This is a genomic window from Bartonella sp. LJL80, assembly GCF_054871565.1.
The window spans coordinates 124262-148083 of sequence record NZ_JBTXLM010000004.1; the positions used below are offsets into that span (position 1 = coordinate 124262).

Here is a 23822-nt window from a genome sequence, read left to right on the forward strand (position 1 = left end):
TTAAATCTGGTCAGGTAAATAGTTGACGGCTCGTTTAAATCATTGAGCCGAATAAGTTTGAATTTTTTGAAATTGAGGTGTGGCTGTGGTAAAAACAAAAAAGGCTCTTTTGACTGCTCTATTGCTATCGAGCGCCGTTTTTGCATCGGTATCAGCTCAAGCTGAAACCTTACAGGGTGCGCTTGCCAAGGCTTATACGAATAATGGAAATATCAACTCTGAACGTGCGCAGTCGCGTATTCTGGATGAAGATATTGCTATAGCAAAGTCAAACTTTCGACCGCAGATTGAGGGGTTTGGTACTTATGCTCGCGGACGTAGCGCTGCCACAACCTATTATACAACGACAGGTTCGATTGGTATCCAATTGAGTCAAAAGGTTTTTGACGGTTTTGTAACTAAAAATACCGTTGCCTCGGCTGAGGTGAAGGCTCAGGCTCAACGTGAATATTTGCGTAACACCGAGCAGAACATGCTGGTCAACGCAGCAACGGCCTATTCTGATGTTTTCCAATATCGTCGAATAGCGGAATTACGACGCCAAAATCTTGCAGCCCTTGAAGAACAGGTGCGTGCAGACAAGGCGAAGCTTGATGTTGGTGAAGGCACGCGTACCGATTTAGCGCAATCTGAGGCCGCGCGCTCCGTTGCTGTTTCCGAATTGAGCTTGGCACGTGCGGATGTTAAGTCTGCCGAGGCTGTCTATAGGCAGGTGATTGGTGCGGATCCAGATAAGTTGGAGCGTCCTCCCGTTGCAAAAGAAATCCCAGCTACGCCGGATACTGGTTATAAAATTGGTGCTGCAACTCACCCAGCCATCTTGTATGCAAAATATCTTATTGATGCGAGTTCATATAATGTGAAGGCGAAAGAAGGTGCATTGCTGCCTCAGGTGGATCTGTCTGCCAGCACATCGTATAATCAGATCTATAACGGTCCGGGAGATGGTGGCCGATCAAACTCTCTGGGCCTTTCGCTCAATGTGCCCATCTATCAGGGTGGCCGTACTTCAGCCCAGATAAGGCAGTCGAAAGAGCAGCTCGGACAAGCGCGCATAACGCTTGATTTGGCGCAGGATAGTGTTCGAGAGAATCTTTCCTCGTCGTGGTCACAATTGGAAGGTGCACGAGCTTCAGTCATCGCTTATCGCGATAGTGTGCGTGCTGCGGAGATCGCTCTTGATGGGCGTGTACAGGAAAACCGTGTTGGTCAAGCAACCACCTTGGATGTTTTGAATTCGCGTACCCAGCTGATAAGCGCACAAATTTCATTGGTAACAGCAGAACGTAATGTCGTCGTTGCTAGTTATAATGTTCAGTCAGCAATCGGTAAGATGACAGCTGAGCGTCTTGGACTTAATGTTGTAAAATATGATCCTGAAGAGCATAACAAAGCTGTTAAAGATAAGTGGATCGGATTGCGGACACCGGACGGGCGTTGATCGCCTTACTGGTTTTCTCCGTCTCAGTTTACAGACATGGAAGCACGTCGATTTCGTTTGACGTGCTTTTTTTATGAATATTGGTAGCGAGTGTGTATCCGTCTAAGCTCCGTTTTATCAAGTCTTCTATTGATGAGCGATCGATAGAAAGTTGTGTGTTGTCACGATTGTCAAAGCATCAGTCGTTTCCTGCACGAAGGGCTTTTGATAGGCTTCCCATATGATTCTGTAGTTTTTTAGTAATAAGGGGTTATGTTTATGGCACAAAGTTCAAGCGCAATGCGTGAGCCGACCATGGATGAAATATTGACCTCTATTCGAGAAATTATCGAAGAAAATACAGCACAGGCGGCTCAATTGGAATCAATTCAATCGGCAGCTAAAGTCAAACCTTCGGTGGACCATGGAGTGAATACCTCGCTTAATTCCTCCCTCTCCGTTGATGATGCGATGAAGGCCTTAGCAGCACGTATTGGTCTATCGGTTGGTATCGAAACCGAACAGCCATCCAAAGATGCGGAACAAAATGCAGAAACCGATATCTTTGGCGAAAGTCGTTTGAATGCGGCATCGTCGCAGGCTATTGATAAGACCAAAATTGTATCGGAAACGACCGCCAGTCCATCAGCAGCAAATGATATAGGTGTGAAGAAGCCCCTGTTCTTGGCTGAGGCTGAAAGTATCGCTGAGAACGAGTTGCGGCCGGTGTTAAGCAGCTGGTTGGAAACGCAACTGCCAACACTTGTTGAGAAAATATTGCGAGAAGAAATCGCTAAGATTCTAAGTGGCGTTGAGCTTTCGAACAATCGCTAATCCGATATATTATCCAATTCTCCCGAGACATATCCAATTTTCATTTTTGGATATGTCGTTTTTCATGGTGAGCGAGCGAAATTGGCAAAGCGACTTTCAGCTGAGTTGCTTTTCGGACACTTAATTCAAGCCACAAAAGTCACGCATTTTGGTTTTTTTTGGAAAATCCGGTTTTCAGCCACACAAAACTGTTTTAGATACATGCAACCAATAATTTTGTGCTGAAGTGTCAAGCTATCGCGCTAATGACACGCTTTTAGCTATGTTCGCGACTGGAAAAAAAATGCTTGAAAAAACCTATGATGCCGGTTCCACCGAGCCCCGTATAGCAAAGATGTGGGAAGAAAACGGCGCGTTTAAAGCTGGTGCTGGTGCAAAGCCTGGAGCGGACGCATTTAGTATCGTCATTCCGCCGCCGAATGTCACAGGCTCGCTTCATATGGGCCATGCTCTAAATAATACCATTCAGGATATCATGGTACGCTTCGAGCGTATGCGCGGTAAAAACGTATTATGGCAACCAGGTATGGATCATGCCGGCATTGCTACCCAAATGGTCGTTGAGCGTCAGCTGGCTGAGCGAAAAGAACCGTCGCGCCACGAAATGGGACGTGAGAAATTTGTTGAACGCATCTGGCAATGGCGCGAAGAGTCTGGTGGTATGATTGCCAATCAGCTGCGGAGACTGGGAGCGTCGTGTGACTGGTCGCGAGAACGCTTTACAATGGATGAAGGCCTTTCAAAAGCGGTTTTGGAGGTCTTCGTTTCGCTGCATAAGCAGGGCCTGATTTATAAAGATAAGCGTTTAGTGAATTGGGATCCAAAATTATTAACAGCAATATCAGATCTCGAGGTGGAGCAAAGGGAAGTCAAAGGAAATCTTTGGCACTTCCGTTATCCATTGGAGGGGAAAACCTTCGATCCTGAAGATTCTTCAACATTTATTGTTGTCGCTACAACTCGTCCGGAAACAATGCTTGGCGATACCGGCATTGCTGTTAATCCCGACGATGATCGCTACAAGGCGCTGATTGGCAGTTACGCTATTCTGCCATTCGTAGGGCGTCGTATTCCAATCGTTGGCGATACATATGCCGATCCCGAGTCTGGAAGCGGTGCTGTCAAAATTACACCTGCTCATGACTTCAACGATTTTGAGGTTGGAAAGCGTAATGGTTTGCGTATCATCAATGTGATGACGCAAAAAGCAGAGATGCTTTTGAGCGACAATGAAGATTTTCTTCAAGGTTTGGATCATTCGGAATCGCTTGCGACAGTGCTTTCCAAATTGGATCATGTCGACCGGTTTTCTGCACGCAAAATGATTGTGTCGATGATGAAAGAACAAAACTTCCTGGCTGGGATTGATGACCATCCACACATGGTGCCCCATGGTGATCGGGGTGGTGTACCGATCGAACCTCTACTGACGGATCAATGGTATGTTAACGCTGCAGAACTCGCCAAACCTGCAATCGCCGCGGTCCGTGATGGAAAAACAGCCATCATCCCTAAAAACTGGGAGAAAACCTATTTCAACTGGATGGAAAATATAGAGCCTTGGTGTATATCGAGGCAGTTGTGGTGGGGACATCAAATACCGGCCTGGTATGGTCCTGATGGCGCGATCTTTGTTGAAAAGACTGTCGAAGAAGCGAAAGAAGCCGCAAAAGTACACTACGGAACGCCTGTTGAACTCACGCGTGATGAAGATGTTCTCGACACTTGGTTCTCTTCGGCATTGTGGCCGTTTTCAACCCTTGGCTGGCCGGATAATACCGACGAGCTAAAAGCCTACTATCCAACCAGTGTCGTCGTGACTGGGTTTGATATTATCTTTTTCTGGGTTGCGCGTATGATGATGATGGGCCTTCATTTCATGGGCGAAGTGCCATTTCGTGATATCTACATGCATGCCTTGGTTCGCGACAAAAATGGCGCGAAAATGTCGAAATCTAAGGGCAATGTGATTGATCCATTGGAACTCATGGATGAGTATGGAGCTGATGCGTTACGCTTTACGCTCGCTATCATGGCTGCTCAGGGCAGGGATGTGAAGTTGGATCCGACGCGGATTGCCGGATACCGCAATTTCGGCACGAAATTGTGGAATGCCACTCGTTTTGCCGAGATGAATGGCGTTACACATGATCCGCTTTTTAAGCCTGAAAATGCAGAATTACCGCTTAATCGTTGGATATTGACGGAGCTTTCAAAAACCGTTAAAGCAGTAACATCGGGCATAGAGACATATCGATTTAATGACGCTGCAGCGTCCTTGTATCGTTTCGTGTGGAACTCACTTTGTGATTGGTATCTAGAGCTTTTAAAGCCAGTTTTTCAGGGTGAAGATGAAGCGGCAAAAAAAGAGGCGCAAGCGTGTGTGGCTTGGGTGTTAGATGAAGTCTACAAGCTTCTCCATCCTTTCATGCCATACATGACAGAAGAGTTGTGGACTGTTACAGCAGCTGACGCTCATCATAGATCATCTATGCTGGCTTTAACGCAGTGGCCAAATATTGGATTTGAAGATGAAGTGTCGGCCACGGATATTAATTGGCTGATTGATGTTGTCAGCGGCATACGTTCTGTGCGTGCAGAGATGAATGTGCCCGCAGGAGCACAAGCGCCCTTGGTTGTAATTGAGGCGAATGCTGTAACGCAGGAAAGATTGCTGCGTCATCAAGCTTCCATCCAGAGACTTGCGCGTGTGGACTCGATAGAATTGGCAACAACTGTGCCTGATGCCTCAGCCCAGCTTGTGTTGGGTGAAGCGACATTCTGCCTACCGCTAGGTAAGCTTATTGATTTGGACGCCGAGCGTGCTAGATTGGCAAAAGAGATCGGTAAGATCGATTTGGATGTTCAAAAAATCAATAACAAATTGGAAAATCCTAAATTTGTTGCGAACGCCAAGCCTGAAGTTGTCGAAGCAGAGCGTGAAAGACTTAAAGAGCTGCAAGGTGCTAAAGAAAAACTTTCCATTGCCATGGACCGTTTAGCTTAATGATATGTGTAATGCGTTTTTAATGCCCATACGGCTAACGATATCGTAGATTAGTGTCGCGCGTTGGCTGTTGGGCTAGGGGCTTTGTTAAGCTGCAATCCAAGTCGGATTCCAATGGAGGGTCCGGACATATACTCTAGAGGCAAAATCTACAAGTATTCTTAAAGAAAAGCCGACATGGATTCTCCCAGAGAGTTTTTTTAAATGCGCCTGGATAAAGGACGGCTAAAGTCAATCAATCTTACTAAAGTTCAACCTATGATGCATTGGTAAGACAAAGCATGTTAAAGCTGTACGCAAATTTTAAAGTTTAACGTCAACTAACCGCGGCCGCTTCCGTTTCCGACCGGTGTTGCGTAGTTTTTGCGCACGGCAGGAGCCGGTGGCGGGATATCGGCAGGGTCAAGCGTTCGCCATTGACGTTCACCATTGTCGCCGAGAAACCAGTAGCCCGTTGGGGCGACATCAGAATCGGATAATGACTCTGTCCTTGTCGCATTGCATGCGGTTAAGGTTGTTGCCGCAAACAGTAACGCCAATATTGCCCCATTGCTTTTTATCATTTTCTCTCTGCCTGTTTGTATGCAGTTGCTACAAGTTTGCACAATTGTGCATCATCCAACGGTTGCATTTCCATTTAATTCGTTCAAACGCGCTTTTTCACGCTGCTTTTTCATCTTTTTACATAATTGCGGTTTTGTTGCAAATTCAAAAACGGGACCAATGTAAAAGGATGTCGATTAACCAAAGACAAAGGGATAGCCCTATGTTGCCATTGCGCAACACCTTTTTGCCCAATGATGTGCTAGACGTTTCGTCAGGTTAAAATGCCTCATTCCCACCACAAAGGGAGAGCAGTTTGGCGCCAGTGCCACCATTGCTTTTAATGGCGTTAAAACGGCAAGAGATTGGGTGATTTTTAGATGAGAAGTCATAAAAAGACATGGATAGCCAGTGTGACTGCCGTCACTCTGGGATTCTGCCTTTCTACGGCTTCTGCGCTTGATATGAACGCCTCAAAGGATAGTGACTCAGAGAGTCCATTCCTTTTCTTTAAATCCGGTATTTCTGCCTATAAAAGTGGGCATAAGGATCAGGCTATAAAGGCCCTTCGGTATGCAGCTGATATGGGACATCCTGGAGCGAGTTGGAAACTTGCGCGGATGTATGCTGATGGCGACGGTGTCGCTGAAAATGACTATGAAGCCTATCAGTTCTTTGTGCGAATCGTCGAGGAAGGTGCAGATCCTGGCTCGGAAAATGAAAGCTATCTTTCTGACGCATTGGTTGAAATAGCAGGATATTTGCATACAGGCATACCAAACTCGCCGGTCAAGCAAGATGCAGTGCATGCGCGCAGCCTTTATATGCAAGCCGCGACTAACTTTGGTAACCCAGAAGCGCAATATCGTTTGGGCCAGATGTTATTGAGTGGCGATGGGGGCGATAAAAATCCGGTACAAGCAGCTCGTTGGTTTCAACTTTCAGCAAAGAAAGGCAATCCAGCCGCGCAAGCCATGCTAGGCAATATGTTGTTTCAGGCAGGGAAAACTGTTAGAGGTCTTGCCATGATGACGGCGGCCTATGAGAAAGCCGATGCTGAAGACCAAAGCTGGATAAGGCAAATGCAGGAGCGTGCTTTTGCAGTTGCTGGAGAGGCCGATCGACGCACTGCCATTTCCCTTGCCAGTGATATTGCTAGTAACAATAGCGGCTTTTAATTTCAACGATATCGTTTAATAGCCTATTGTAGTGGATCTGTATTGATCGGGTTTTCGCTGTGTGAGATCACGTTTCGTACTTCTGCTCAATCACGACTATCTAGAGGTAATCGAATTTTCAACGGCAGCACGCGTCAGAGCCTTGTCTGTAGCCTTAGTCTGTGCAGCCTATTCTTTAATATACTCTACGAGAGTCAAAATGAAGAAGGCTTTAAGCTGGGTATATCTAAGTCATGATAATAGCCACGCCATGTGAAAGTTGTCATATGGGCGTGGCTTTGATGTTTTTGCTGATGTAGATACTGGTTGCAGCCTATACAGCCACGGAAGGCGTGCAATCCAGCTTACGAATTTGAATACATCTAATGGCTCAAAATCTTCGAAAGGAAATCTTGCGCGCGCGGTGTTCTCGCTTTCGGATCTGCGAAAAATTCCTCTGATGTACAATCTTCCAATATTGTGCCTTCATCCATGAAGATAACGCGGTTAGAAACTTTGCGCGCAAAACCCATTTCATGGGTCACACAAATCATTGTCATTCCTTCTTGTGCCAAGCCGATCATGACATCAAGAACTTCGCCCACCATCTCTGGATCCAATGCAGATGTCGGTTCATCAAACAGCATAACGATTGGATCCATGGTGAGGGCGCGGGCTATGGCAACACGTTGTTGCTGTCCGCCTGATAGTTGCCCAGGATACTTGTTTTTATGCTCGATCAAACCAACGCGTTCCAGATATTTCAAACCGCGTTCAATTGCATCAGCCCTGCTGCGATGTAATACTTTTATTTGCGCAACAGTCAAATTCTCCATGACGGATAAATGCGGAAACAATTCAAAATGTTGAAAGACCATCCCAACGCGGCTGCGCAATTTAGGCAGATTTGTTTTTGGTGAATGTACGGGAACGCCATCAACCCAAATTTCACCTTGCTGAAAAGGTTCCAAAGCGTTGATAGTTTTGATCAATGTTGATTTGCCGGAGCCTGAAGGCCCGCAAACGACAACGACTTCTCCCTTGTCAATATTTGTCGAGCAATCTTTCAGAACATTGAACTTTCCATACCATTTGGAGACTTTTTTCATTTCAATCATGTGGTCGGACATGGAATTTTCCTATCAGCGGATAATAGAGACTTTTTTCTGCAAATACATAACCGCTTGTGAAAGCGTAAAGCAGATGACGAAGTAGAAGATTGCGGCGAGTATATAGGCTTCTTGTTTAACGCCAAAATTATTGGCGACGATGTCGAAACCTTTCAGCAAGTCATTGCCGCTGATCGCGTAAACAAGGGACGTATCCTGAAAAAGGATGATGACCTGAGTCAAAAGCACGGGCAGCATATTACGCAATGCCTGTGGCAATATAACGATCGACATACTCTGCCAGTAGGTCATACCCAAAGCTTGACCAGCATACTTTTGGCCTTGTGATACGGAGCGAATTCCCGCCCTCATGATTTCGGCAAAATATGCGGCCTCGAAAGCCGTAAACGTGATAAGTGCGGATTTATTAGCACCGATCGATTCACCCGTTATAAATGGCAATAGTACGAAAAACCACAATATCACCATCACCAGCGGAATTGACCGCATTGCTGTGATGTAAATTGTTGCAATCCAAGAAAGAAATCTGAACGACGAAAGACGCATCATTGCCAGAAGTGTACCAAAGATCAAGCCCAATACCGTTGCAACAATAGTCAAAACAACGCTAAATATTAAGCCTGACAAGATATAGGAACGGAATACATCAAACGTAAAAAACGAAAAATCAAATCCGGAAAAATCAAAGGTCAAATAGTAGGAAAGGGTAGGGCCCAGGAGTTCTGACATGATCAACGCCCTTCCGTTTGGAAGCCCGGAATTTTAACCGCGCGTTCAATGATTGACATTACCATGAAGATTGCCAGCGCGATGATGATGTAGAGCACCGTTACAACAAGATAGTTCTCGTAGACATGGCTGACCTCTTCAATCGCTTGATACTGGAATTGCATTAACTCATGAATAGATACCGCAAAGGCCACTGCGGAATTTTTCACAATACCCATCGATTCTGAAACTAAAGGAGGAAGAATCGTACGCATCGCACGCGGCAAGATCACATAGCGATAAGTTTGAGAAGTCGTAAAGCCCATAGCCATAGCAGCATAGCGCTGACCTGTCGGAATTGACTCTATACCGGAGCGCACTTGTTCCGCGATACGCGCAGATGTAAAGAAACCTAAAGCACACACGACCAATAAAATCGGCGGGAAACCCATCGCCGGCGGATAAATTTTCGGTACGACAAAATACCACAAAAATATCTGTACAAGCAGTGGAACGTTCCGCATCAATTCAACCCAGATACGGGCGATAGCTCGAAGAATTTTGTTCAGTGTTGTTGTATGGGGCAGGGTGCGCATGGTGCCAATAATGACACCGACGACGACTGCCAAGATCAAACTTGAAACGGATAGAATTGCAGTATTCATAAAGCCATTCAGCAACGTATCAAGATAGGTATGGCTTACGCCTGCTTTACCCAAGCAGCCGGGTATCTGGACGTGATCCAGATCATCCATACATAAAAACGAAAAATCCATTTATGTGTTTCCCGATGGGGGCCTGACATGGAGGCCGTGCAATATGCTTCAGAAATGACAAGGTGATACTTATCAGCAGCTATTTGGAAGGTAACGGCTGCATTATGATCTGATAAAATGCAGCCGTTTAGGCCCGAAAATTACTGTTTGTTTTCGGTGTATTCTTCCATAGGCTTATTGTTGGGATGTTCCCAGGCAAACTTGGTCGAGGCTGACAAAGGAAGCCCAACCACTGTGTTTGATGGGGGGATCGGCTCCATAAACCATTTATTATAAAGCTTTTCAAGCGAGCCGTCTTTTACCTGACGCACGATACTATCATCAATAGCCTGTTCGAAATTTTTGTCGTCCAAGCGTAGCATGCAAGCGATAGGTTCAACGGAAAGAATGTCATTCAGGATAACATATTCGGATGGATTTTTTGATTTGGAGATATTTCCGGCCAAAATCGAACCGTCCATAACAAATGCATCAGCGCGTCCAGATTCTAGTAATAGAAAGCTGTCAGCGTGGTCTTTACCGTTGACTTCTTTAAAGTCGATGTTTTGAGCACGCTTGTTTTTGCGTATCAACTGAACTGACGTTGTGCCGGTAGTGGTCGCAACAGTTTTGCCGTTAAGATCCGCAATAGATTTGATGCCGGAATCCTTCTTGGTAGCAATACGCACTTCTTCAACATAAGTCGTGTATGCGAATGCTGCTTCCTTCGCACGTGATGCATTGTTCGTCGTGGAACCGCATTCAAAATCATACGTACCGTTCTGAACTAAAGGGATGCGGTTTTGGGATGTAATCGGAAGATAGTTAATCTTGATAGGCTTTCCAATTTTCTTAGAAATGTCATCAATAATACGTTCGGCCATTTCTGTATGAAAACCGACATATTTTCCGTTACCAAGCGCATATGCCAAGCCGGATGATTCACGAACACCCAAGGTTATCGTCCCTGTTTCCTTAATTTTCTCAAGTGTATCTTTTTGTTGCGCTTGCGCTGCACCAGTTAAGCCAATAACCGCTGCTGCAGTGAGGGCTAAGAGGGCTTTCTTCATGAATGTTCTCCTTTTGAGCTTTTTGAGCCAGTTCATCTCGCTTTAATTGAAAAGTGCGAGGGTTTTTGAGACTAGCACATTTATGCGTTCATTAAGCGTTTTTTTCTGTTTTCAACTGAATTGCATTAACAGCTATAAACCATGCCATGTCAGCAGATTGCAAGACGTTACGAAATTTCAATCATGACAGGTGTGTGATCTGAAGGTTTATTCCAGCCGCGCACATCTTTTTGAACATCGGCTGATAAAAGCATATCAGCTGCTTCGGGAGAGAGTAAAAAATGATCGATTCTTATGCCATTGTCTTTGGGCCACGCGCCAGCTTGAAAATCCCAAAAACTATAGTTCGGTTCGTCCGTTACAGCACGAATGGCATCATAAAACCCTAAATCGATAATGCGTTGGAATGCTTGCCTGCTCTGCGGAAGGTACAAGGCATCGTCGATCCATTGTTGAGGGGTCTTCGCATCTATCGCTGCTGGTATAACGTTATAATCGCCGGCTAGTACGAGCGGTTCCTCCAATTTTAGGAGTTTTTGTGCATGCAACTGTAGTCGTTGCAGCCACTTTAGTTTGTAGGGATACTTATCACTGTTTACCGGATTGCCATTGGGCAGATACAAGGAAGCGACGCGGACAACGCCTTTATCGCTAGAGAAAAGTGCCTCAATATAGCGCGCTTGCTCATCACTGTCATCACCTGGGAGTCGCCGGATTACTTCATCGGGACTTTTTTTTGACAGTATCGCGACGCCATTAAACCCCTTTTGCCCATGTGCTTCGATATGATAACCAAGGCCTTCAATGGCAGAACGAGGAAAGTTTTCGTCGATGCTTTTCACCTCTTGCAGACAGACGATGTCTGGGTGGAACATTGCAAGCCACTCGATGAGTGTATCGTGGCGAGCTTTAATTCCAGCAATGTTCCATGTAGCTATTTTCATTTCACCATCTTAGGTCGGAGAGATATAGACATCAAGCCTTAGCGCTATGACAGATTTACTTTCCCCAGAATGTCGGTTCCAACTATAGCTATCCCGAAGACGATAGGATGGCCTTAAAACCGGACGTGTGGATTAGAAATGCAGTTCAGGAGACGTTTTCACGCTTCGACGATTCTAAGTTAGATTCGCTAACCATAAGAGAGTGAGCGAATCTCCAGCAATTTTCATGGTGAATCTGCGTGAGCGCATTAATATTAACCGTGAAAAGATAATTTTTGCGCTCCGGACGGCGCAGAATTGCTCGCGAAAGGGTTAAAAAAAGGTTTTTTCCATTTTTCGCAAGCTCGTTATGGCAATGGGCTTGACGAAAGCGAGGTTTCACTCTATTAAACGCCCATCTGAGCCGATGTGAGGTTAGCGATTTTCGAGACGACGCGTTTCGGAGTTTACCTCAAACAGGGTTCGTTTTACGGTTTTAAAAATGCAAATGCCGGGCGCAAGAGGCCAAAAGTCTCCTCTGCTTTTATGATCGGGTGATCTGCAGGATGGCAGTGATGCCCGGTTTTGTGCATGAGTTAACTGTTGTCGTCGGGTGTCCGGCGATGTAATGAAGTGAAGCGGCCCTCATGGGGGCGAGACGAACAGAGATTGAAAGAGGAAGGTTGAATGCCTACCGTAAACCAGTTGATCCGCAAGCCGCGTACAGCGCCGGTCAAGCGTAATAAGGTTCCAGCCCTTCAGGCGAACCCACAGAAGCGTGGTGTCTGCACCCGTGTTTATACAACGACACCAAAGAAGCCGAACTCTGCTTTGCGTAAAGTGGCGAAAGTTCGTCTGACAAATGGTTTTGAAGTTATTGGATATATTCCTGGTGAGGGTCATAACCTTCAAGAGCACTCCGTTGTGATGATTCGTGGCGGTCGTGTTAAGGATTTGCCGGGTGTTCGTTATCACATCATTCGTGGTGTGCTTGATACCCAGGGTGTTAAGAATCGTAAGCAGCGTCGTTCTAAGTACGGCGCGAAGCGTCCGAAATAAGTTTGAGAGACAGAGCCTATGTCCCGTCGCCATAAAGCAGAAAAACGCGAAATCAATCCGGATCCGAAGTTCGGTGATCTTGTTATTACGAAATTTATGAACGCCATCATGCTTGATGGTAAGAAGTCAGTTGCAGAACGTATCGTCTATGGTGCGCTTGATGTGGTTGAAGGTAAAGCTAAGTCGGAGCCTGTTGCGTTGTTCCATCAGGCTTTGGAAAATGTTGCTCCGCATGTAGAGGTTCGTTCTCGTCGTGTTGGTGGTGCTACCTATCAGGTTCCAGTTGATGTTCGTCCTGATCGTCGTCAGGCACTTGCGATCCGTTGGTTGATTGCTGCGGCTCGTAACCGTAATGAAACGACCATGGTTGATCGCTTGTCGGGCGAGTTGATGGATGCCGCTAATAATCGTGGTTCTGCCGTTAAGAAGCGTGAAGATACGCATCGTATGGCTGAAGCTAACCGCGCATTCTCGCACTACCGTTGGTAAGTGTAACTCTTTAGATTTAAGGCAAAAGTTATGGCCCGCGAATATAAAATCGAAGACTATCGTAATTTTGGTATTATGGCGCATATTGATGCGGGTAAGACCACAATGACCGAGCGTATTTTGTTCTATACAGGCAAGAACCACAAAATCGGTGAGACCCATGATGGTGCTTCAACGATGGACTGGATGGAGCAGGAGCAGGAGCGCGGTATTACGATTACCTCTGCTGCGACCACGACCTTCTGGGAAGGTCGTGATGGTAAAAAGCGTCGTTTTAATATTATCGATACTCCTGGACACGTTGATTTTACCATTGAGGTTGAGCGTTCTTTACGTGTTCTTGATGGTGCTATAGCTCTTCTTGATGCGAATGCTGGTGTTGAGCCTCAGACGGAAACAGTGTGGCGTCAGGCTGAAAAATACCATGTTCCTCGTATGGTTTTTGTCAATAAAATGGACAAGATCGGCGCTGATTTTTATCGCTGCGTTGAGATGGTTGGTTCTCGTTTGGGTGCTAAAGCTCTTGTTCTTCAGTTGCCGATTGGTGCTGAAAACGAATTTGAAGGCGTTGTCGATCTGATTGAGATGAAGTCCTACACATGGGATGGCTCTATTGGTGCCGCCGCAGTTGTGGGCGATATTCCGGCCGATTTGAAAGATAAGGCCGAAGAATATCGTGAAAAGCTCATTGAGATGGCTGTTGAGGTTGATGAAGCCGCGACAGAAGCCTATCTCGAAGGCAATGTGCCGAGCAATGAAGAGCTTGTTGCTTTGATCCGTAAGGGTACAATCGGTGTTGAATTCCACCCGGTTCTTTGTGGTACTGCTTTCAAGAACAAGGGTGTTCAGCCGCTTCTTGATGCTGTTGTTGCCTATTTGCCTTCACCGGTAGATGTGCCTGCGATTGCTGGTATAGATGTGAAGACTGAACAGGAAACAACGCGCGAATCTTCAGATGATGCACCGCTTTCTATGCTTGCATTTAAAATCATGAATGATCCGTTTGTAGGTTCGCTCACATTTTGCCGTATTTATTCCGGTAAGGTTCAAAAAGGTGCCTCGCTTGAAAATACAGTGAAGGGTAAGAAAGAACGTTTGGGTCGTATGTTGCAAATGCACTCGAACTCACGTGAAGATATCGAGGAAGCTTTCGCTGGTGATATTGTTGCGCTTGCTGGTTTGAAGGAAACTACAACTGGCGATACTCTTTGTGATCCTTTGAAGCCAGTTATTTTGGAACGTATGGAATTCCCTGAGCCGGTTATCGAGATCGCGATTGAGCCGAAGACCAAGGCTGACCAAGAAAAGATGGGTATTGCTCTCAATCGTCTAGCTGCTGAGGATCCTTCATTCCGAGTTAAATCTGATGAAGAATCTGGTCAGACAATTATCGCAGGTATGGGCGAGCTTCATTTGGACATTATTGTTGATCGTATGAAGCGCGAATTTAAGGTTGAAGCCAATGTTGGTCAGCCTCAGGTTGCGTATCGTGAAACAATTACGCGTGCTGCCGAAATTGACTATACCCACAAAAAGCAGTCTGGTGGTTCCGGTCAGTTTGCTCGTGTCAAAATCATTTTTGAGCCTCACGAAGGTGATGATTTCGTGTTCGACTCAAAAATTGTTGGCGGTTCGGTTCCGAAGGAATACATTCCAGGTGTTCAAAAGGGTATTGAAAGTGTTATGGGTGCAGGTCCGTTGGCAGGCTTCCCGATGCTTGGTGTGAAAGCAACTTTGATCGATGGTGCATATCACGATGTTGACTCTTCTGTTCTTGCTTTCGAAATCGCTGCACGTGCAGCATTCAGAGAGGGTGCGCAGAAAGCTGGTGCTCAGCTACTAGAGCCTATCATGAAGGTCGAGGTTGTTACTCCTGAAGATTATGTGGGTGATGTGATCGGTGACTTGAATTCACGTCGCGGACAGATATCAGGTACAGAAGCTCGCGGTATAGCGACGGTTGTTAATGCAATGGTTCCTTTGGCTAATATGTTTGGTTATGTGAATACGTTGCGTTCGATGAGCCAAGGTCGTGCCCAGTACACAATGCAGTTTGATCATTATGAACCAGTGCCAACAGCAGTGGCTCAAGAAATTCAGAAAAAATTCGCGTAATCAGGCGGTTACGTATTAACTTTCAACTTAGTCCTTAACTGGACAGGAAATGGAGAGCTCAAATGGCAAAGAGCAAATTTGAACGTACGAAGCCGCATGTAAACATCGGCACGATTGGTCACGTTGACCATGGCAAGACATCGTTGACAGCAGCGATTACGAAGTATTTTGGTGAATTCAAGGCTTACGATCAGATTGACGCGGCACCTGAAGAGCGCGCACGCGGTATCACGATTTCGACAGCTCACGTTGAGTATGAGACGGAAAACCGTCACTATGCACACGTTGATTGCCCTGGACACGCCGACTATGTTAAGAACATGATCACCGGTGCTGCCCAGATGGATGGTGCAATTCTTGTTGTTTCCGCAGCTGATGGCCCGATGCCTCAGACACGTGAGCACATTCTGCTTGCCCGTCAGGTTGGTGTTCCTGCGATCGTTGTTTTCCTGAACAAGGTCGATCAGGTTGATGATGAAGAGCTTTTGGAATTGGTTGAATTGGAAGTTCGTGAGCTTCTTTCGAAGTATGATTTCCCGGGCGACGAAATTCCGATCGTCAAGGGTTCTGCTTTGGCAGCACTTGAAGATAGCAACAAGACCATTGGTGAAGATGCCGTTCGCTTGTTGATGAGCGAAGTTGATGCTTACATTCCAACGCCAGAGCGCCCTGTTGATCAGCCTTTCTTGATGCCGATTGAAGATGTTTTCTCGATCTCCGGCCGTGGTACGGTTGTGACAGGTCGTGTAGAGCGCGGTATTGTCAAGGTTGGTGAAGAAATCGAAATCATCGGCATTCGTCCGACATCGAAGACAACAGTAACCGGCGTTGAAATGTTCCGTAAGCTTCTTGATCAGGGTCAGGCAGGCGACAACATCGGTGCGCTTCTTCGTGGTATTGACCGTGAAGGTATTGAACGTGGTCAGGTTTTGGCTAAGCCGGGTTCAGTAACGCCGCACACCAAGTTCAAGGCAGAAGCTTATATTCTGACCAAGGACGAGGGTGGTCGTCATACACCATTCTTCACAAACTACCGTCCTCAGTTTTACTTCCGTACGACAGACGTTACGGGTATTGTAACGCTGCCAGAAGGTACAGAGATGGTGATGCCAGGTGATAATATCACTGTTGATGTTGCCTTGATTGTTCCGATTGCTATGGAAGAGAAGCTTCGCTTCGCTATCCGTGAAGGTGGCCGTACCGTCGGTGCCGGTATCGTTTCTAAAATCATCGAGTAATTTGGGTATTAATTGTTAAGGAGCGTCTTCTATAGAAGGCGTTCCGAATGACAGGGAAATTAAGAGTATGAACGGTCAGAACATCCGCATTCGCTTAAAAGCGTTTGATCATCGGATCCTTGACGCTTCGACACGTGAGATTGTGTCGACCGCCAAGCGCACTGGCGCCAACGTCCGTGGTCCGATTCCGCTTCCAACGCGGATCGAGAAGTTCACGGTTAATCGTGGGCCGCACATCGATAAGAAGAGCCGTGAGCAGTTTGAAATGCGCACGCATAAGCGTCTTCTTGATATTGTTGATCCGACGCCGCAGACGGTGGACGCGCTGATGAAGCTCGACCTTTCTGCTGGTGTTGATGTCGAGATCAAGCTTTAAGGCTTGGGGACGGAAGGAACGAACCCGATGCGTTCAGGTGTAATAGCACAAAAGCTGGGCATGACCCGCGTCTATAACGACGCTGGTGAGCACGTACCGGTCACAGTACTTCGTTTGGAGAACTGTCAGGTTGTCGCTCAGCGTACAGTTGAGAAGAATGGCTACACGGCTGTTCAGTTAGGTGTTGGTCTGGCAAAGGTAAAAAATACCTCTCAGGCCCTTCGCGGACACTTTGCCAAGGCTTCGGTAGAACCGAAGGCGAAAGTAGCAGAGTTTCGCGTCAGCCCCGATAATCTTCTTGATATCGGTGCAGAAATAACTGCGGAACATTTTGTTCCGGGTCAAAAAGTTGATGTGACTGGTACAACAATCGGTAAAGGTTTTGCCGGTGTTATGAAACGTCACAACTTTGGTGGTCACCGCGCCTCGCACGGTAACTCAATCACTCACCGTGCCCATGGTTCAACTGGTCAACGTCAGGATCCGGGTAAGGTTTTCAAGGGTAAGAAGATGGCTGGTCATATGGGCCAGACGCGTGTGACGACACAGAATATTGAAGTTGTCTCTACGGATCTCGATCGCGGTCTTATTTTGGTTCGCGGCGCTGTTCCGGGTTCGAAGGGCGCTTGGATCTTGGTTCGTGATGCGGTGAAAAATAATCTCCCTGATAATGCACCTAAGCCAGCTGGTCTTCGTCAGGCTTTGTCGGCAAAAACAGAAGCAGCTGTTGCTTCGGTGGAAGCACAAGCAGCTGAGGGAGCCGAATAATGGATATCACAATTACGACTCTCGAAGGTAAAGAAGCCGGAAAATTGAAGGTTTCGGATGAGGTCTTCGGTCTTGATCCTCGTGAGGATATTCTCCAGCGTGTTGTTCGTTGGCAGTTAGCACGTCGCCAGCAAGGTACACATCAGAGCCAAGGTCGCGCTGATGTTTCTCGTACAGGCGCTAAGATGTTCAAACAGAAGGGTACGGGCCGTGCTCGTCACTCATCTGCTCGCGCACCGCAGTTTCGCGGCGGTGGCAAGGCACATGGTCCGGTTGCGCGCAGTCATGCGCATGATCTGCCGAAAAAAATCCGTGCTTTGGGCTTGCGTCATGCACTTTCTGCAAAGATAAAGTCGAATGATTTGATCATCGTTGATGAATTGAACATCAAGGAAGCAAAGACAAAGATTTTGACCACAAACTTTGCGAAACTCGGTTTCACTAACGCGCTGTTGATCGGTGGAAAAGAAATCGATGTGAACTTCTCCCGTGCTGCATCTAACATACCAAATGTGGATGTTTTGCCGGTACAGGGGATTAACGTTTATGACATCCTGCGTCGTGGCAAGCTTGTCTTGTCAAAAGCGGCTGTCGAAGCCCTTGAGGAGCGTTTCAAATGACGGATCTTCGCCACTACGACGTAATTGTCAGTCCGGTTATTACCGAAAAGTCGACCATGATTTCTGAACATAATCAGGTTGTCTTCAATGTCGCGCCGAAAGCGACAAAGCCTGAAATCAAGGCTGCAGTAGAAGCGCTTTTTGGCGTGAAAGTTAAAGCAGTCAATACCACAACTCGTAAGGGTAAGGTAAAGCGGTTTAAGGGCATTGTCGGTCGGCAGAGTGATGTCAAAAAAGCGATCGTGACGCTGGCTGAAGGTCAGTCAATCGACGTTTCGACTGGTCTTTAAGAGGCTCGGAGTTAAGAATAATGGCACTCAAGCACTTTAATCCGACCACGCCAGGCCAACGTCAGCTTGTTATTGTTGATCGTTCAGGTCTTTTCAAAGGAAAGCCCGTAAAGGCGCTAACCGAGGGTCTATCGTCAAAAGGCGGTCGCAATAACCACGGTCGCGTTACTGCTCGCTTTCAGGGTGGTGGTCATAAGCGTACTTATCGTTTTGTTGATTTCAAGCGTTTAAAGCGGGATATGCCTGCTAAGGTTGAGCGTTTGGAATATGATCCGAACCGTACAGCTTTCATTGCACTCATCCGTTATGAAGATGGCCAGTTGAGCTACATTCTTGCTCCTCAGCGTTTGGCCGTTGGTGATACCGTTATTGCAAGTTCAAATGCAGACGTAAAGCCTGGTAATGCGATGCCACTGGGGAATATGCCTGTCGGTACAATCATCCACAATGTTGAGATGAAGCCGGGCAAGGGTGGGCAGATTGCCCGTTCAGCTGGTACATATGCTCAGTTGGTGGGGCGTGATCAGGGCATGGCGATTCTACGCCTCAACTCTGGCGAACAGCGTCTTGTGTCGGGTGGTTGCTATGCAACGGTCGGAGCTGTATCTAATCCAGATCATGGCAATATCAATGATGGTAAAGCCGGTCGTTCGCGTTGGCGTGGTAAACGTCCGCACGTACGCGGTGTCGCTATGAACCCGGTCGATCACCCTCATGGTGGTGGTGAAGGCCGTACATCTGGTGGTCGTCACCCAGTTTCTCCTTGGGGTAAGCCTACAAAAGGCAAGCGTACTCGCTCCAACAAGGCAACTGATAAATTCATCATGCGCTCGCGTCATCAGCGCAAGAAATAAGAGAGGTAGTCTGAAGTGGCTCGTTCAGTTTGGAAAGGACCGTTTATTGACGGCTATCTTCTCAAGAAAGCTGAGAAGGTTCGTGCCGGCGGTCGTAATGAAGTTATTAAGATGTGGAGCCGCCGCTCCACGATTTTGCCGCAGTTTGTAGGTTTGACCTTCGGTGTTTATAACGGTAACAAGCATGTGCCTGTTTCTGTTTCCGAAGAAATGGTTGGACATAAATTCGGCGAGTTCGCTCCAACCCGTACCTATTATGGTCACGGTGCGGACAAGAAAGCGAAGAGGAAATAGTAATGGGCAAAGCTAAGGCTCCGCGCCAGCTTAAGGATAACGAGGCGAAAGCTGTCGCCCGTACAATCCGCGTTAGTCCCCAGAAGCTTAATCTGGTGGCTGCTTTGATTCGCGGTAAGAAGGTGAATACAGCTCTTGCTGATTTAACATTCTCACGTAAGCGTATTGCTGAAACAGTGAAGAAAACTTTGGAATCAGCAGTAGCCAATGCCGAGAACAATCATGATCTTGATGTTGATTCGTTGATTGTTGCCGAAGCACATGTTGGTAAGTCGATCGTTATGAAACGGTTCCATGTGCGTGGTCGAGGGCGTGCAAGTCGGATTGAACGTCCGTTTTCGCATCTTACCATTATCGTTCGCGAAGTTTCCGAAAAAGGGGAGGCTGCATAATGGGCCAGAAGATTAATCCTATCGGGCTTCGTCTCGGCATCAATCGTACTTGGGATTCCCGCTGGTATGCTGATACAGGCGAGTATGGCAAACTACTTCACGAGGATTTGAAAATTCGTGAATATGTTATGGAAGAGCTCAAGCAAGCTGCCATTTCTAAAGTTGTTATCGAGCGTCCCCATAAGAAATGTCGCGTTACGATCCATTCGGCTCGCCCTGGTCTTATCATTGGTAAGAAAGGCGCTGATATTGAAAAGCTTCGTCGTAAGCTTGCTGAGATGACCAACGCTGATACGTCTCTCAATATTGTCGAGGTTCGTAAGCCAGAGATTGACGCAACACTTGTCGCCCAATCTATTGCGCAGCAGCTAGAACGTCGCGTTGCTTTCCGCCGCGCTATGAAGCGTGCTGTTCAATCTGCAATGCGTCTCGGAGCTGAGGGTATTCGTATCAATTGTGCCGGTCGTCTTGGTGGTGCAGAAATTGCGCGGATGGAGTGGTATCGTGAAGGTCGCGTTCCTCTTCATACCTTGCGCGCAGATGTTGATTACGGTACAGCAGAAGCGAAAACCGCTTACGGTATTTGTGGTGTGAAGGTTTGGGTATTCAAGGGCGAAATTCTTGAACATGATCCAATGGCTTCCGAACGCCGTGCCACTGAAGGTGATAATCAGGGTTCTAATACGAACCGTCGTCGTGAAAACGCTTGATTTTCTGACGTACAGATAAGATTTGGAGTAGAGAACAATGTTGCAGCCAAAGCGCACAAAGTTCCGTAAACAATTTAAAGGCCGCATTCATGGCGCTTCAAAAGGTGGTACGGATCTAAATTTCGGTGCTTACGGCCTGAAGGCAGTCGAGCCTGAGCGTGTGACAGCGCGTCAGATTGAAGCAGCTCGTCGTGCGATTACGCGTCACATGAAGCGCGCAGGGCGTGTATGGATCCGTATTTTTCCGGATCTTCCAGTAACTTCTAAACCTACCGAAGTCCGTATGGGTAAAGGTAAGGGTAGTGTTGACTATTGGGCAGCACGTGTTGCTCCAGGTCGTATCATGTTTGAGCTTGACGGTGTACCTGAAGATGTGGCACGTGAAGCTTTACGTTTGGGAGCTGCAAAGCTGCCCGTTAAGACTCGTTTCATCCAGCGTATAGCTGAATAAAGAGGTTAAGCGATGAAAGCCGCAGAAGTACGGGCGCAAACGCTCGACCAAATGAACGATGAATTGGCGAAGCTAAAGAAAGAGCAGTTTAATCTGCGTTTTCAGAAGGCTACTGGCCAGTTGGAAAAAACCGCACGTGTAAAACAGGTTCGCCGTGATATTGCACGTATTAAAACCATCGCCCGCCAGAAGGCGGCCGAAAGCAAGGCTTAAGGAAGTTAAGACATGCCTAAACGCATTCTGCAGGGCGTTGTTGTCAGCGACAAAAACGATAAGACTGTTGTGGTAAAGGTAGAGCGTCGTTATTCGCATCCGCTCCTACAAAAAACCATTCGTCAGTCTAAAAAGTACAAGGCGCATGACGAGAACAATCAGTTCAAAACCGGTGATCAGGTTTCTATTCAGGAATCAAAGCCGATTTCGAAAGATAAACGCTGGGTTGTTGTAACAGACGGCGCTGCGTAATTAACCAGACTTTCTGACTTTGAAACATTAATGTTGGGTTGCTTATTGTGGCCCAACGTTTCGATTTAGAGAAGAAAGTTTTAAACATTGTTTGACAGGCAAGTCCGGATGTGTCAAAGGCACTGCCGGACGTAAACATTAAGAGAAGGCGGCCAGTCATGATTCAGATGCAAACAAACCTCGACGTAGCGGATAATTCCGGCGCCCGTCGTGTCATGTGCATCAAGGTGCTGGGCGGTTCGAAGCGTAAATATGCTTCAGTCGGCGACATTATTGTCGTTTCGGTTAAGGAAGCTATTCCGCGCGGCCGCGTAAAAAAAGGTGATGTGATGAAGGCTGTAGTGGTTCGTACCGCTAAGGATATTCGTCGCGCTGACGGTAGCGTTATTCGTTTTGATAAGAATGCTGCTGTTTTAGTAGATAACAAGAAAGAGCCGATCGGTACACGTATCTTTGGACCGGTTCCCCGCGAACTTCGTGGTAAGAATCATATGAAGATTATTTCGCTCGCTCCAGAAGTTCTATAGGGAGCTATTGCGATGCAAAAAATTCGTAAAGGCGATAAGGTCGTTGTTTTGTCTGGTAAGGACAAAGGTCGCAGCGGTGAGGTTATCAAGGTTAGCCCGAAAGAGAATAATGCTCTCGTTCGCGGTATAAACATGGTTAAGCGTCACCAACGGCAGACGCAGACTCAGGAGGCTGGCATCATATCGAAAGAAGCTCCTATCCATCTTTCTAATTTGGCTGTTGCTGATCCAAAAGACGGCAAGCCTACTCGAGTTGGTATTCGGGTTGAAGATGGTAAGAAGGTTCGTATTGCCAAGCGTTCGGGAGAACTGATCAATGGCTGATAAAAAACAAGAGCCGCGTTTAAAAACGCATTATCTTGAGGTTGTTCGTAAGGCGCTTCAAGAGAAATTTAGTTATGAAAATGAAATGCAGATCCCTCGTGTTGATAAGGTTGTTATCAATATGGGTGTCGGCGAGGCTACAGCAGATTCGAAGAAGCCTGCAATTGCTGCGGAAGATTTGGCTCTTATTTCGGGTCAGAAAGCTATCGTGACGCATGCGCGCAATTCTATTGCGACGTTCAAGGTGCGTGAAGGTATGCCGCTTGGCGCAAAGGTCACTTTGCGTAAAGATCGTATGTTTGAATTTTTAGATCGCTTGGTAACGATCGCGCTTCCGCGCGTACGCGACTTTCGTGGTCTAAATCCAAAAAGCTTTGATGGTCGTGGCAACTTTGCCATGGGTATTAAGGAACACATTGTGTTTCCAGAAATCAACTACGATAAGGTTGATCAAATTTGGGGCATGGATATTATCGTTTGTACGACGGCGAAGACGGATGATGAAGCACGTGAATTGTTGCGTGGTTTCAATTTTCCGTTCCGTACGTAACGGCAAGCGTAGCGAGGTAAAAGTTTATGGCCAAGACAAGTGCCGTTGAAAAAAATAAGCATCGCGAGTCAATGGTAAAGCGTCATGCTGCCCGTCGTGCTCGTTTGAAAGCCATTATTATGGATCAGAAAGTACCGCTTGATGAGCGCTTTCGCGCTTCTATTCAATTGGCGGAAATGCCGCGCAATTCTGCGAAAGTTCGTATTCGCAATCGTTGTGAAGTTTCCGGTCGTCCGCGTGCTTATTATCGCAAGTTGAAAATGTCGCGTATTGCTTTGCGTGATCTCGGTTCACTGGGGCATATCCCAGGTATCGTTAAGTCTAGCTGGTAAGGGGAGAATAGTTATGTCTATGTCAGATCCTCTTGGTGATATGCTTACCCGTATCCGTAATGCTCTTGGTCGTAAAAAGTCAAAGGTTTCTACACCTGCTTCAAAGCTTCGTGCCCGCGTGTTGGATGTTCTCCAACGTGAAGGTTATATTCGTGGCTATAGTCAGGTTGATTTTGATAACGGTCAGTCCGAAATCGAAATTGAGTTGAAATATTTTGAGGGTGCAGCGGTTATTCGTGAAATTTCGCGCGTATCTAAGCCTGGCCGTCGTGTTTATGTTTCCGTTAAATCCATTCCACAAGTTGCAAATGGTTTGGGAATCTCGATTCTGTCTACACCAAAGGGTGTTATGGCAGATCATGAGGCGCGTGAGCAGAATGTTGGTGGGGAGCTTCTTTGCCGCATCTTCTGATGTGGTGAT

General features: G+C 46.8%; 30 protein-coding genes. 24 read left to right on the forward strand and 6 right to left on the reverse strand.

What is annotated here, in order from left to right:
- Nucleotides 1-85: 85 nt before the first annotated feature.
- From ACYSNS_RS07420 to ACYSNS_RS07430, 3 genes are all read left to right on the forward strand, one after another.
- Nucleotides 86-1441: a TolC family outer membrane protein gene (locus tag ACYSNS_RS07420; protein WP_461722517.1), complete on the forward strand. Its 1356-nt coding sequence runs from the start codon at nucleotides 86-88 to the stop codon at nucleotides 1439-1441.
- A 258-nt stretch (nucleotides 1442-1699) separates the two neighbouring features.
- Nucleotides 1700-2254 carry a DUF2497 domain-containing protein gene (locus ACYSNS_RS07425; protein ID WP_461722518.1) on the forward strand — a complete coding sequence of 185 codons (555 nt, stop codon included), beginning with the start codon at nucleotides 1700-1702 and terminating at the stop codon, nucleotides 2252-2254.
- 283 nt (nucleotides 2255-2537) lie between these two features.
- Nucleotides 2538-5261 (forward strand): valine--tRNA ligase, encoded by a 2724-nt coding sequence (locus tag ACYSNS_RS07430; protein WP_461722519.1) that lies wholly within the window; start codon nucleotides 2538-2540, stop codon nucleotides 5259-5261.
- Between the two features lie 320 nt (nucleotides 5262-5581).
- On the opposite strand, the gene ACYSNS_RS07435 is transcribed toward ACYSNS_RS07430, so the two are convergent.
- A complete protein-coding gene (locus tag ACYSNS_RS07435; protein WP_461722520.1) occupies nucleotides 5582-5824 on the reverse strand; it encodes a hypothetical protein in 243 nt (80 codons plus the stop codon).
- Between the two features lie 444 nt (nucleotides 5825-6268).
- On the opposite strand from ACYSNS_RS07435, the gene ACYSNS_RS07440 reads away from it, so the two are divergent.
- A complete protein-coding gene (locus ACYSNS_RS07440; protein WP_461722846.1) occupies nucleotides 6269-6982 on the forward strand; it encodes a tetratricopeptide repeat protein in 714 nt (237 codons plus the stop codon).
- 362 nt (nucleotides 6983-7344) lie between these two features.
- Here ACYSNS_RS07440 and ACYSNS_RS07445 read toward each other — a convergent pair whose 3' ends face one another.
- The 5 genes from ACYSNS_RS07445 to xth form a co-directional block, all read right to left on the reverse strand.
- Nucleotides 7345-8091 carry an amino acid ABC transporter ATP-binding protein gene (locus ACYSNS_RS07445; RefSeq protein WP_461722521.1) on the reverse strand — a complete coding sequence of 249 codons (747 nt, stop codon included), beginning with the start codon at nucleotides 8089-8091 and terminating at the stop codon, nucleotides 7345-7347.
- A gap of 12 nt (nucleotides 8092-8103) precedes the next feature.
- Nucleotides 8104-8820, reverse strand: a complete 717-nt coding sequence (locus tag ACYSNS_RS07450; protein ID WP_461722522.1) for an amino acid ABC transporter permease — start codon at nucleotides 8818-8820, stop codon at nucleotides 8104-8106.
- A gap of 2 nt (nucleotides 8821-8822) precedes the next feature.
- A complete protein-coding gene (locus ACYSNS_RS07455; RefSeq protein WP_461722523.1) occupies nucleotides 8823-9575 on the reverse strand; it encodes an amino acid ABC transporter permease in 753 nt (250 codons plus the stop codon).
- Between the two features lie 140 nt (nucleotides 9576-9715).
- A complete protein-coding gene (locus tag ACYSNS_RS07460; protein WP_461722847.1) occupies nucleotides 9716-10624 on the reverse strand; it encodes a transporter substrate-binding domain-containing protein in 909 nt (302 codons plus the stop codon).
- 167 nt (nucleotides 10625-10791) lie between these two features.
- Complete coding sequence (xth, locus tag ACYSNS_RS07465) at nucleotides 10792-11568, reverse strand: exodeoxyribonuclease III (RefSeq protein WP_461722524.1); 777 nt, start codon at nucleotides 11566-11568, stop codon at nucleotides 10792-10794.
- A 666-nt stretch (nucleotides 11569-12234) separates the two neighbouring features.
- Between xth and rpsL the strand changes: the two genes are divergently transcribed.
- From rpsL to rpsH, 20 genes are all read left to right on the forward strand, one after another.
- Nucleotides 12235-12606: a 30S ribosomal protein S12 gene (gene rpsL, locus ACYSNS_RS07470; RefSeq protein ID WP_002964366.1), complete on the forward strand. Its 372-nt coding sequence runs from the start codon at nucleotides 12235-12237 to the stop codon at nucleotides 12604-12606.
- 18 nt (nucleotides 12607-12624) lie between these two features.
- Nucleotides 12625-13095 carry a 30S ribosomal protein S7 gene (gene rpsG, locus ACYSNS_RS07475; RefSeq protein WP_461722525.1) on the forward strand — a complete coding sequence of 157 codons (471 nt, stop codon included), beginning with the start codon at nucleotides 12625-12627 and terminating at the stop codon, nucleotides 13093-13095.
- Nucleotides 13096-13125: 30 nt separating this feature from the next.
- Complete coding sequence (gene fusA / locus ACYSNS_RS07480) at nucleotides 13126-15210, forward strand: elongation factor G (RefSeq protein WP_461722526.1); 2085 nt, start codon at nucleotides 13126-13128, stop codon at nucleotides 15208-15210.
- 62 nt (nucleotides 15211-15272) lie between these two features.
- Entirely contained in the window at nucleotides 15273-16448 is a 1176-nt protein-coding gene (gene tuf, locus ACYSNS_RS07485) for an elongation factor Tu (protein WP_461722323.1), read from the forward strand.
- A 67-nt stretch (nucleotides 16449-16515) separates the two neighbouring features.
- Nucleotides 16516-16824, forward strand: a complete 309-nt coding sequence (gene rpsJ / locus ACYSNS_RS07490; protein WP_007477064.1) for a 30S ribosomal protein S10 — start codon at nucleotides 16516-16518, stop codon at nucleotides 16822-16824.
- A 27-nt stretch (nucleotides 16825-16851) separates the two neighbouring features.
- A complete protein-coding gene (rplC, locus tag ACYSNS_RS07495; RefSeq protein WP_461722527.1) occupies nucleotides 16852-17592 on the forward strand; it encodes a 50S ribosomal protein L3 in 741 nt (246 codons plus the stop codon).
- Nucleotides 17592-18212, forward strand: coding sequence for a 50S ribosomal protein L4 (gene rplD, locus ACYSNS_RS07500; RefSeq protein WP_461722528.1), 621 nt, complete (start codon nucleotides 17592-17594; stop codon nucleotides 18210-18212). Before rplC ends, rplD begins: the two co-directional genes overlap by 1 nt.
- A complete protein-coding gene (locus tag ACYSNS_RS07505; RefSeq protein ID WP_461722529.1) occupies nucleotides 18209-18502 on the forward strand; it encodes a 50S ribosomal protein L23 in 294 nt (97 codons plus the stop codon). The genes rplD and ACYSNS_RS07505 overlap by 4 nt, the downstream gene beginning before the upstream one ends.
- Before the next feature lie 20 nt (nucleotides 18503-18522).
- Complete coding sequence (gene rplB / locus ACYSNS_RS07510; RefSeq protein WP_461722530.1) at nucleotides 18523-19356, forward strand: 50S ribosomal protein L2; 834 nt, start codon at nucleotides 18523-18525, stop codon at nucleotides 19354-19356.
- A 15-nt stretch (nucleotides 19357-19371) separates the two neighbouring features.
- On the forward strand, nucleotides 19372-19650 hold the full coding sequence (gene rpsS / locus ACYSNS_RS07515; protein ID WP_461722531.1) for a 30S ribosomal protein S19: 279 nt from the start codon (nucleotides 19372-19374) through the stop codon (nucleotides 19648-19650).
- Between the two features lie 2 nt (nucleotides 19651-19652).
- Nucleotides 19653-20042: a 50S ribosomal protein L22 gene (gene rplV / locus ACYSNS_RS07520; protein ID WP_461722532.1), complete on the forward strand. Its 390-nt coding sequence runs from the start codon at nucleotides 19653-19655 to the stop codon at nucleotides 20040-20042.
- On the forward strand, nucleotides 20042-20752 hold the full coding sequence (gene rpsC, locus ACYSNS_RS07525; protein ID WP_461722533.1) for a 30S ribosomal protein S3: 711 nt from the start codon (nucleotides 20042-20044) through the stop codon (nucleotides 20750-20752). The genes rplV and rpsC overlap by 1 nt, the downstream gene beginning before the upstream one ends.
- 37 nt (nucleotides 20753-20789) lie before the next feature.
- Nucleotides 20790-21203, forward strand: a complete 414-nt coding sequence (rplP, locus tag ACYSNS_RS07530; protein ID WP_461722534.1) for a 50S ribosomal protein L16 — start codon at nucleotides 20790-20792, stop codon at nucleotides 21201-21203.
- A 12-nt stretch (nucleotides 21204-21215) separates the two neighbouring features.
- Entirely contained in the window at nucleotides 21216-21416 is a 201-nt protein-coding gene (gene rpmC, locus ACYSNS_RS07535; RefSeq protein ID WP_077992526.1) for a 50S ribosomal protein L29, read from the forward strand.
- A 12-nt stretch (nucleotides 21417-21428) separates the two neighbouring features.
- Nucleotides 21429-21668 (forward strand): 30S ribosomal protein S17, encoded by a 240-nt coding sequence (rpsQ, locus tag ACYSNS_RS07540; RefSeq protein ID WP_461722535.1) that lies wholly within the window; start codon nucleotides 21429-21431, stop codon nucleotides 21666-21668.
- A gap of 158 nt (nucleotides 21669-21826) precedes the next feature.
- Nucleotides 21827-22195 carry a 50S ribosomal protein L14 gene (rplN, locus tag ACYSNS_RS07545; protein ID WP_008039971.1) on the forward strand — a complete coding sequence of 123 codons (369 nt, stop codon included), beginning with the start codon at nucleotides 21827-21829 and terminating at the stop codon, nucleotides 22193-22195.
- A 12-nt stretch (nucleotides 22196-22207) separates the two neighbouring features.
- On the forward strand, nucleotides 22208-22519 hold the full coding sequence (gene rplX, locus ACYSNS_RS07550) for a 50S ribosomal protein L24 (RefSeq protein WP_461722536.1): 312 nt from the start codon (nucleotides 22208-22210) through the stop codon (nucleotides 22517-22519).
- Complete coding sequence (gene rplE, locus ACYSNS_RS07555; RefSeq protein WP_461722537.1) at nucleotides 22512-23069, forward strand: 50S ribosomal protein L5; 558 nt, start codon at nucleotides 22512-22514, stop codon at nucleotides 23067-23069. The genes rplX and rplE overlap by 8 nt, the downstream gene beginning before the upstream one ends.
- A 26-nt stretch (nucleotides 23070-23095) precedes the next feature.
- A complete protein-coding gene (gene rpsN / locus ACYSNS_RS07560) occupies nucleotides 23096-23401 on the forward strand; it encodes a 30S ribosomal protein S14 (protein ID WP_461722538.1) in 306 nt (101 codons plus the stop codon).
- 13 nt (nucleotides 23402-23414) lie between these two features.
- Complete coding sequence (gene rpsH, locus ACYSNS_RS07565) at nucleotides 23415-23813, forward strand: 30S ribosomal protein S8 (protein WP_461722539.1); 399 nt, start codon at nucleotides 23415-23417, stop codon at nucleotides 23811-23813.
- Nucleotides 23814-23822 lie beyond the last annotated feature (9 nt).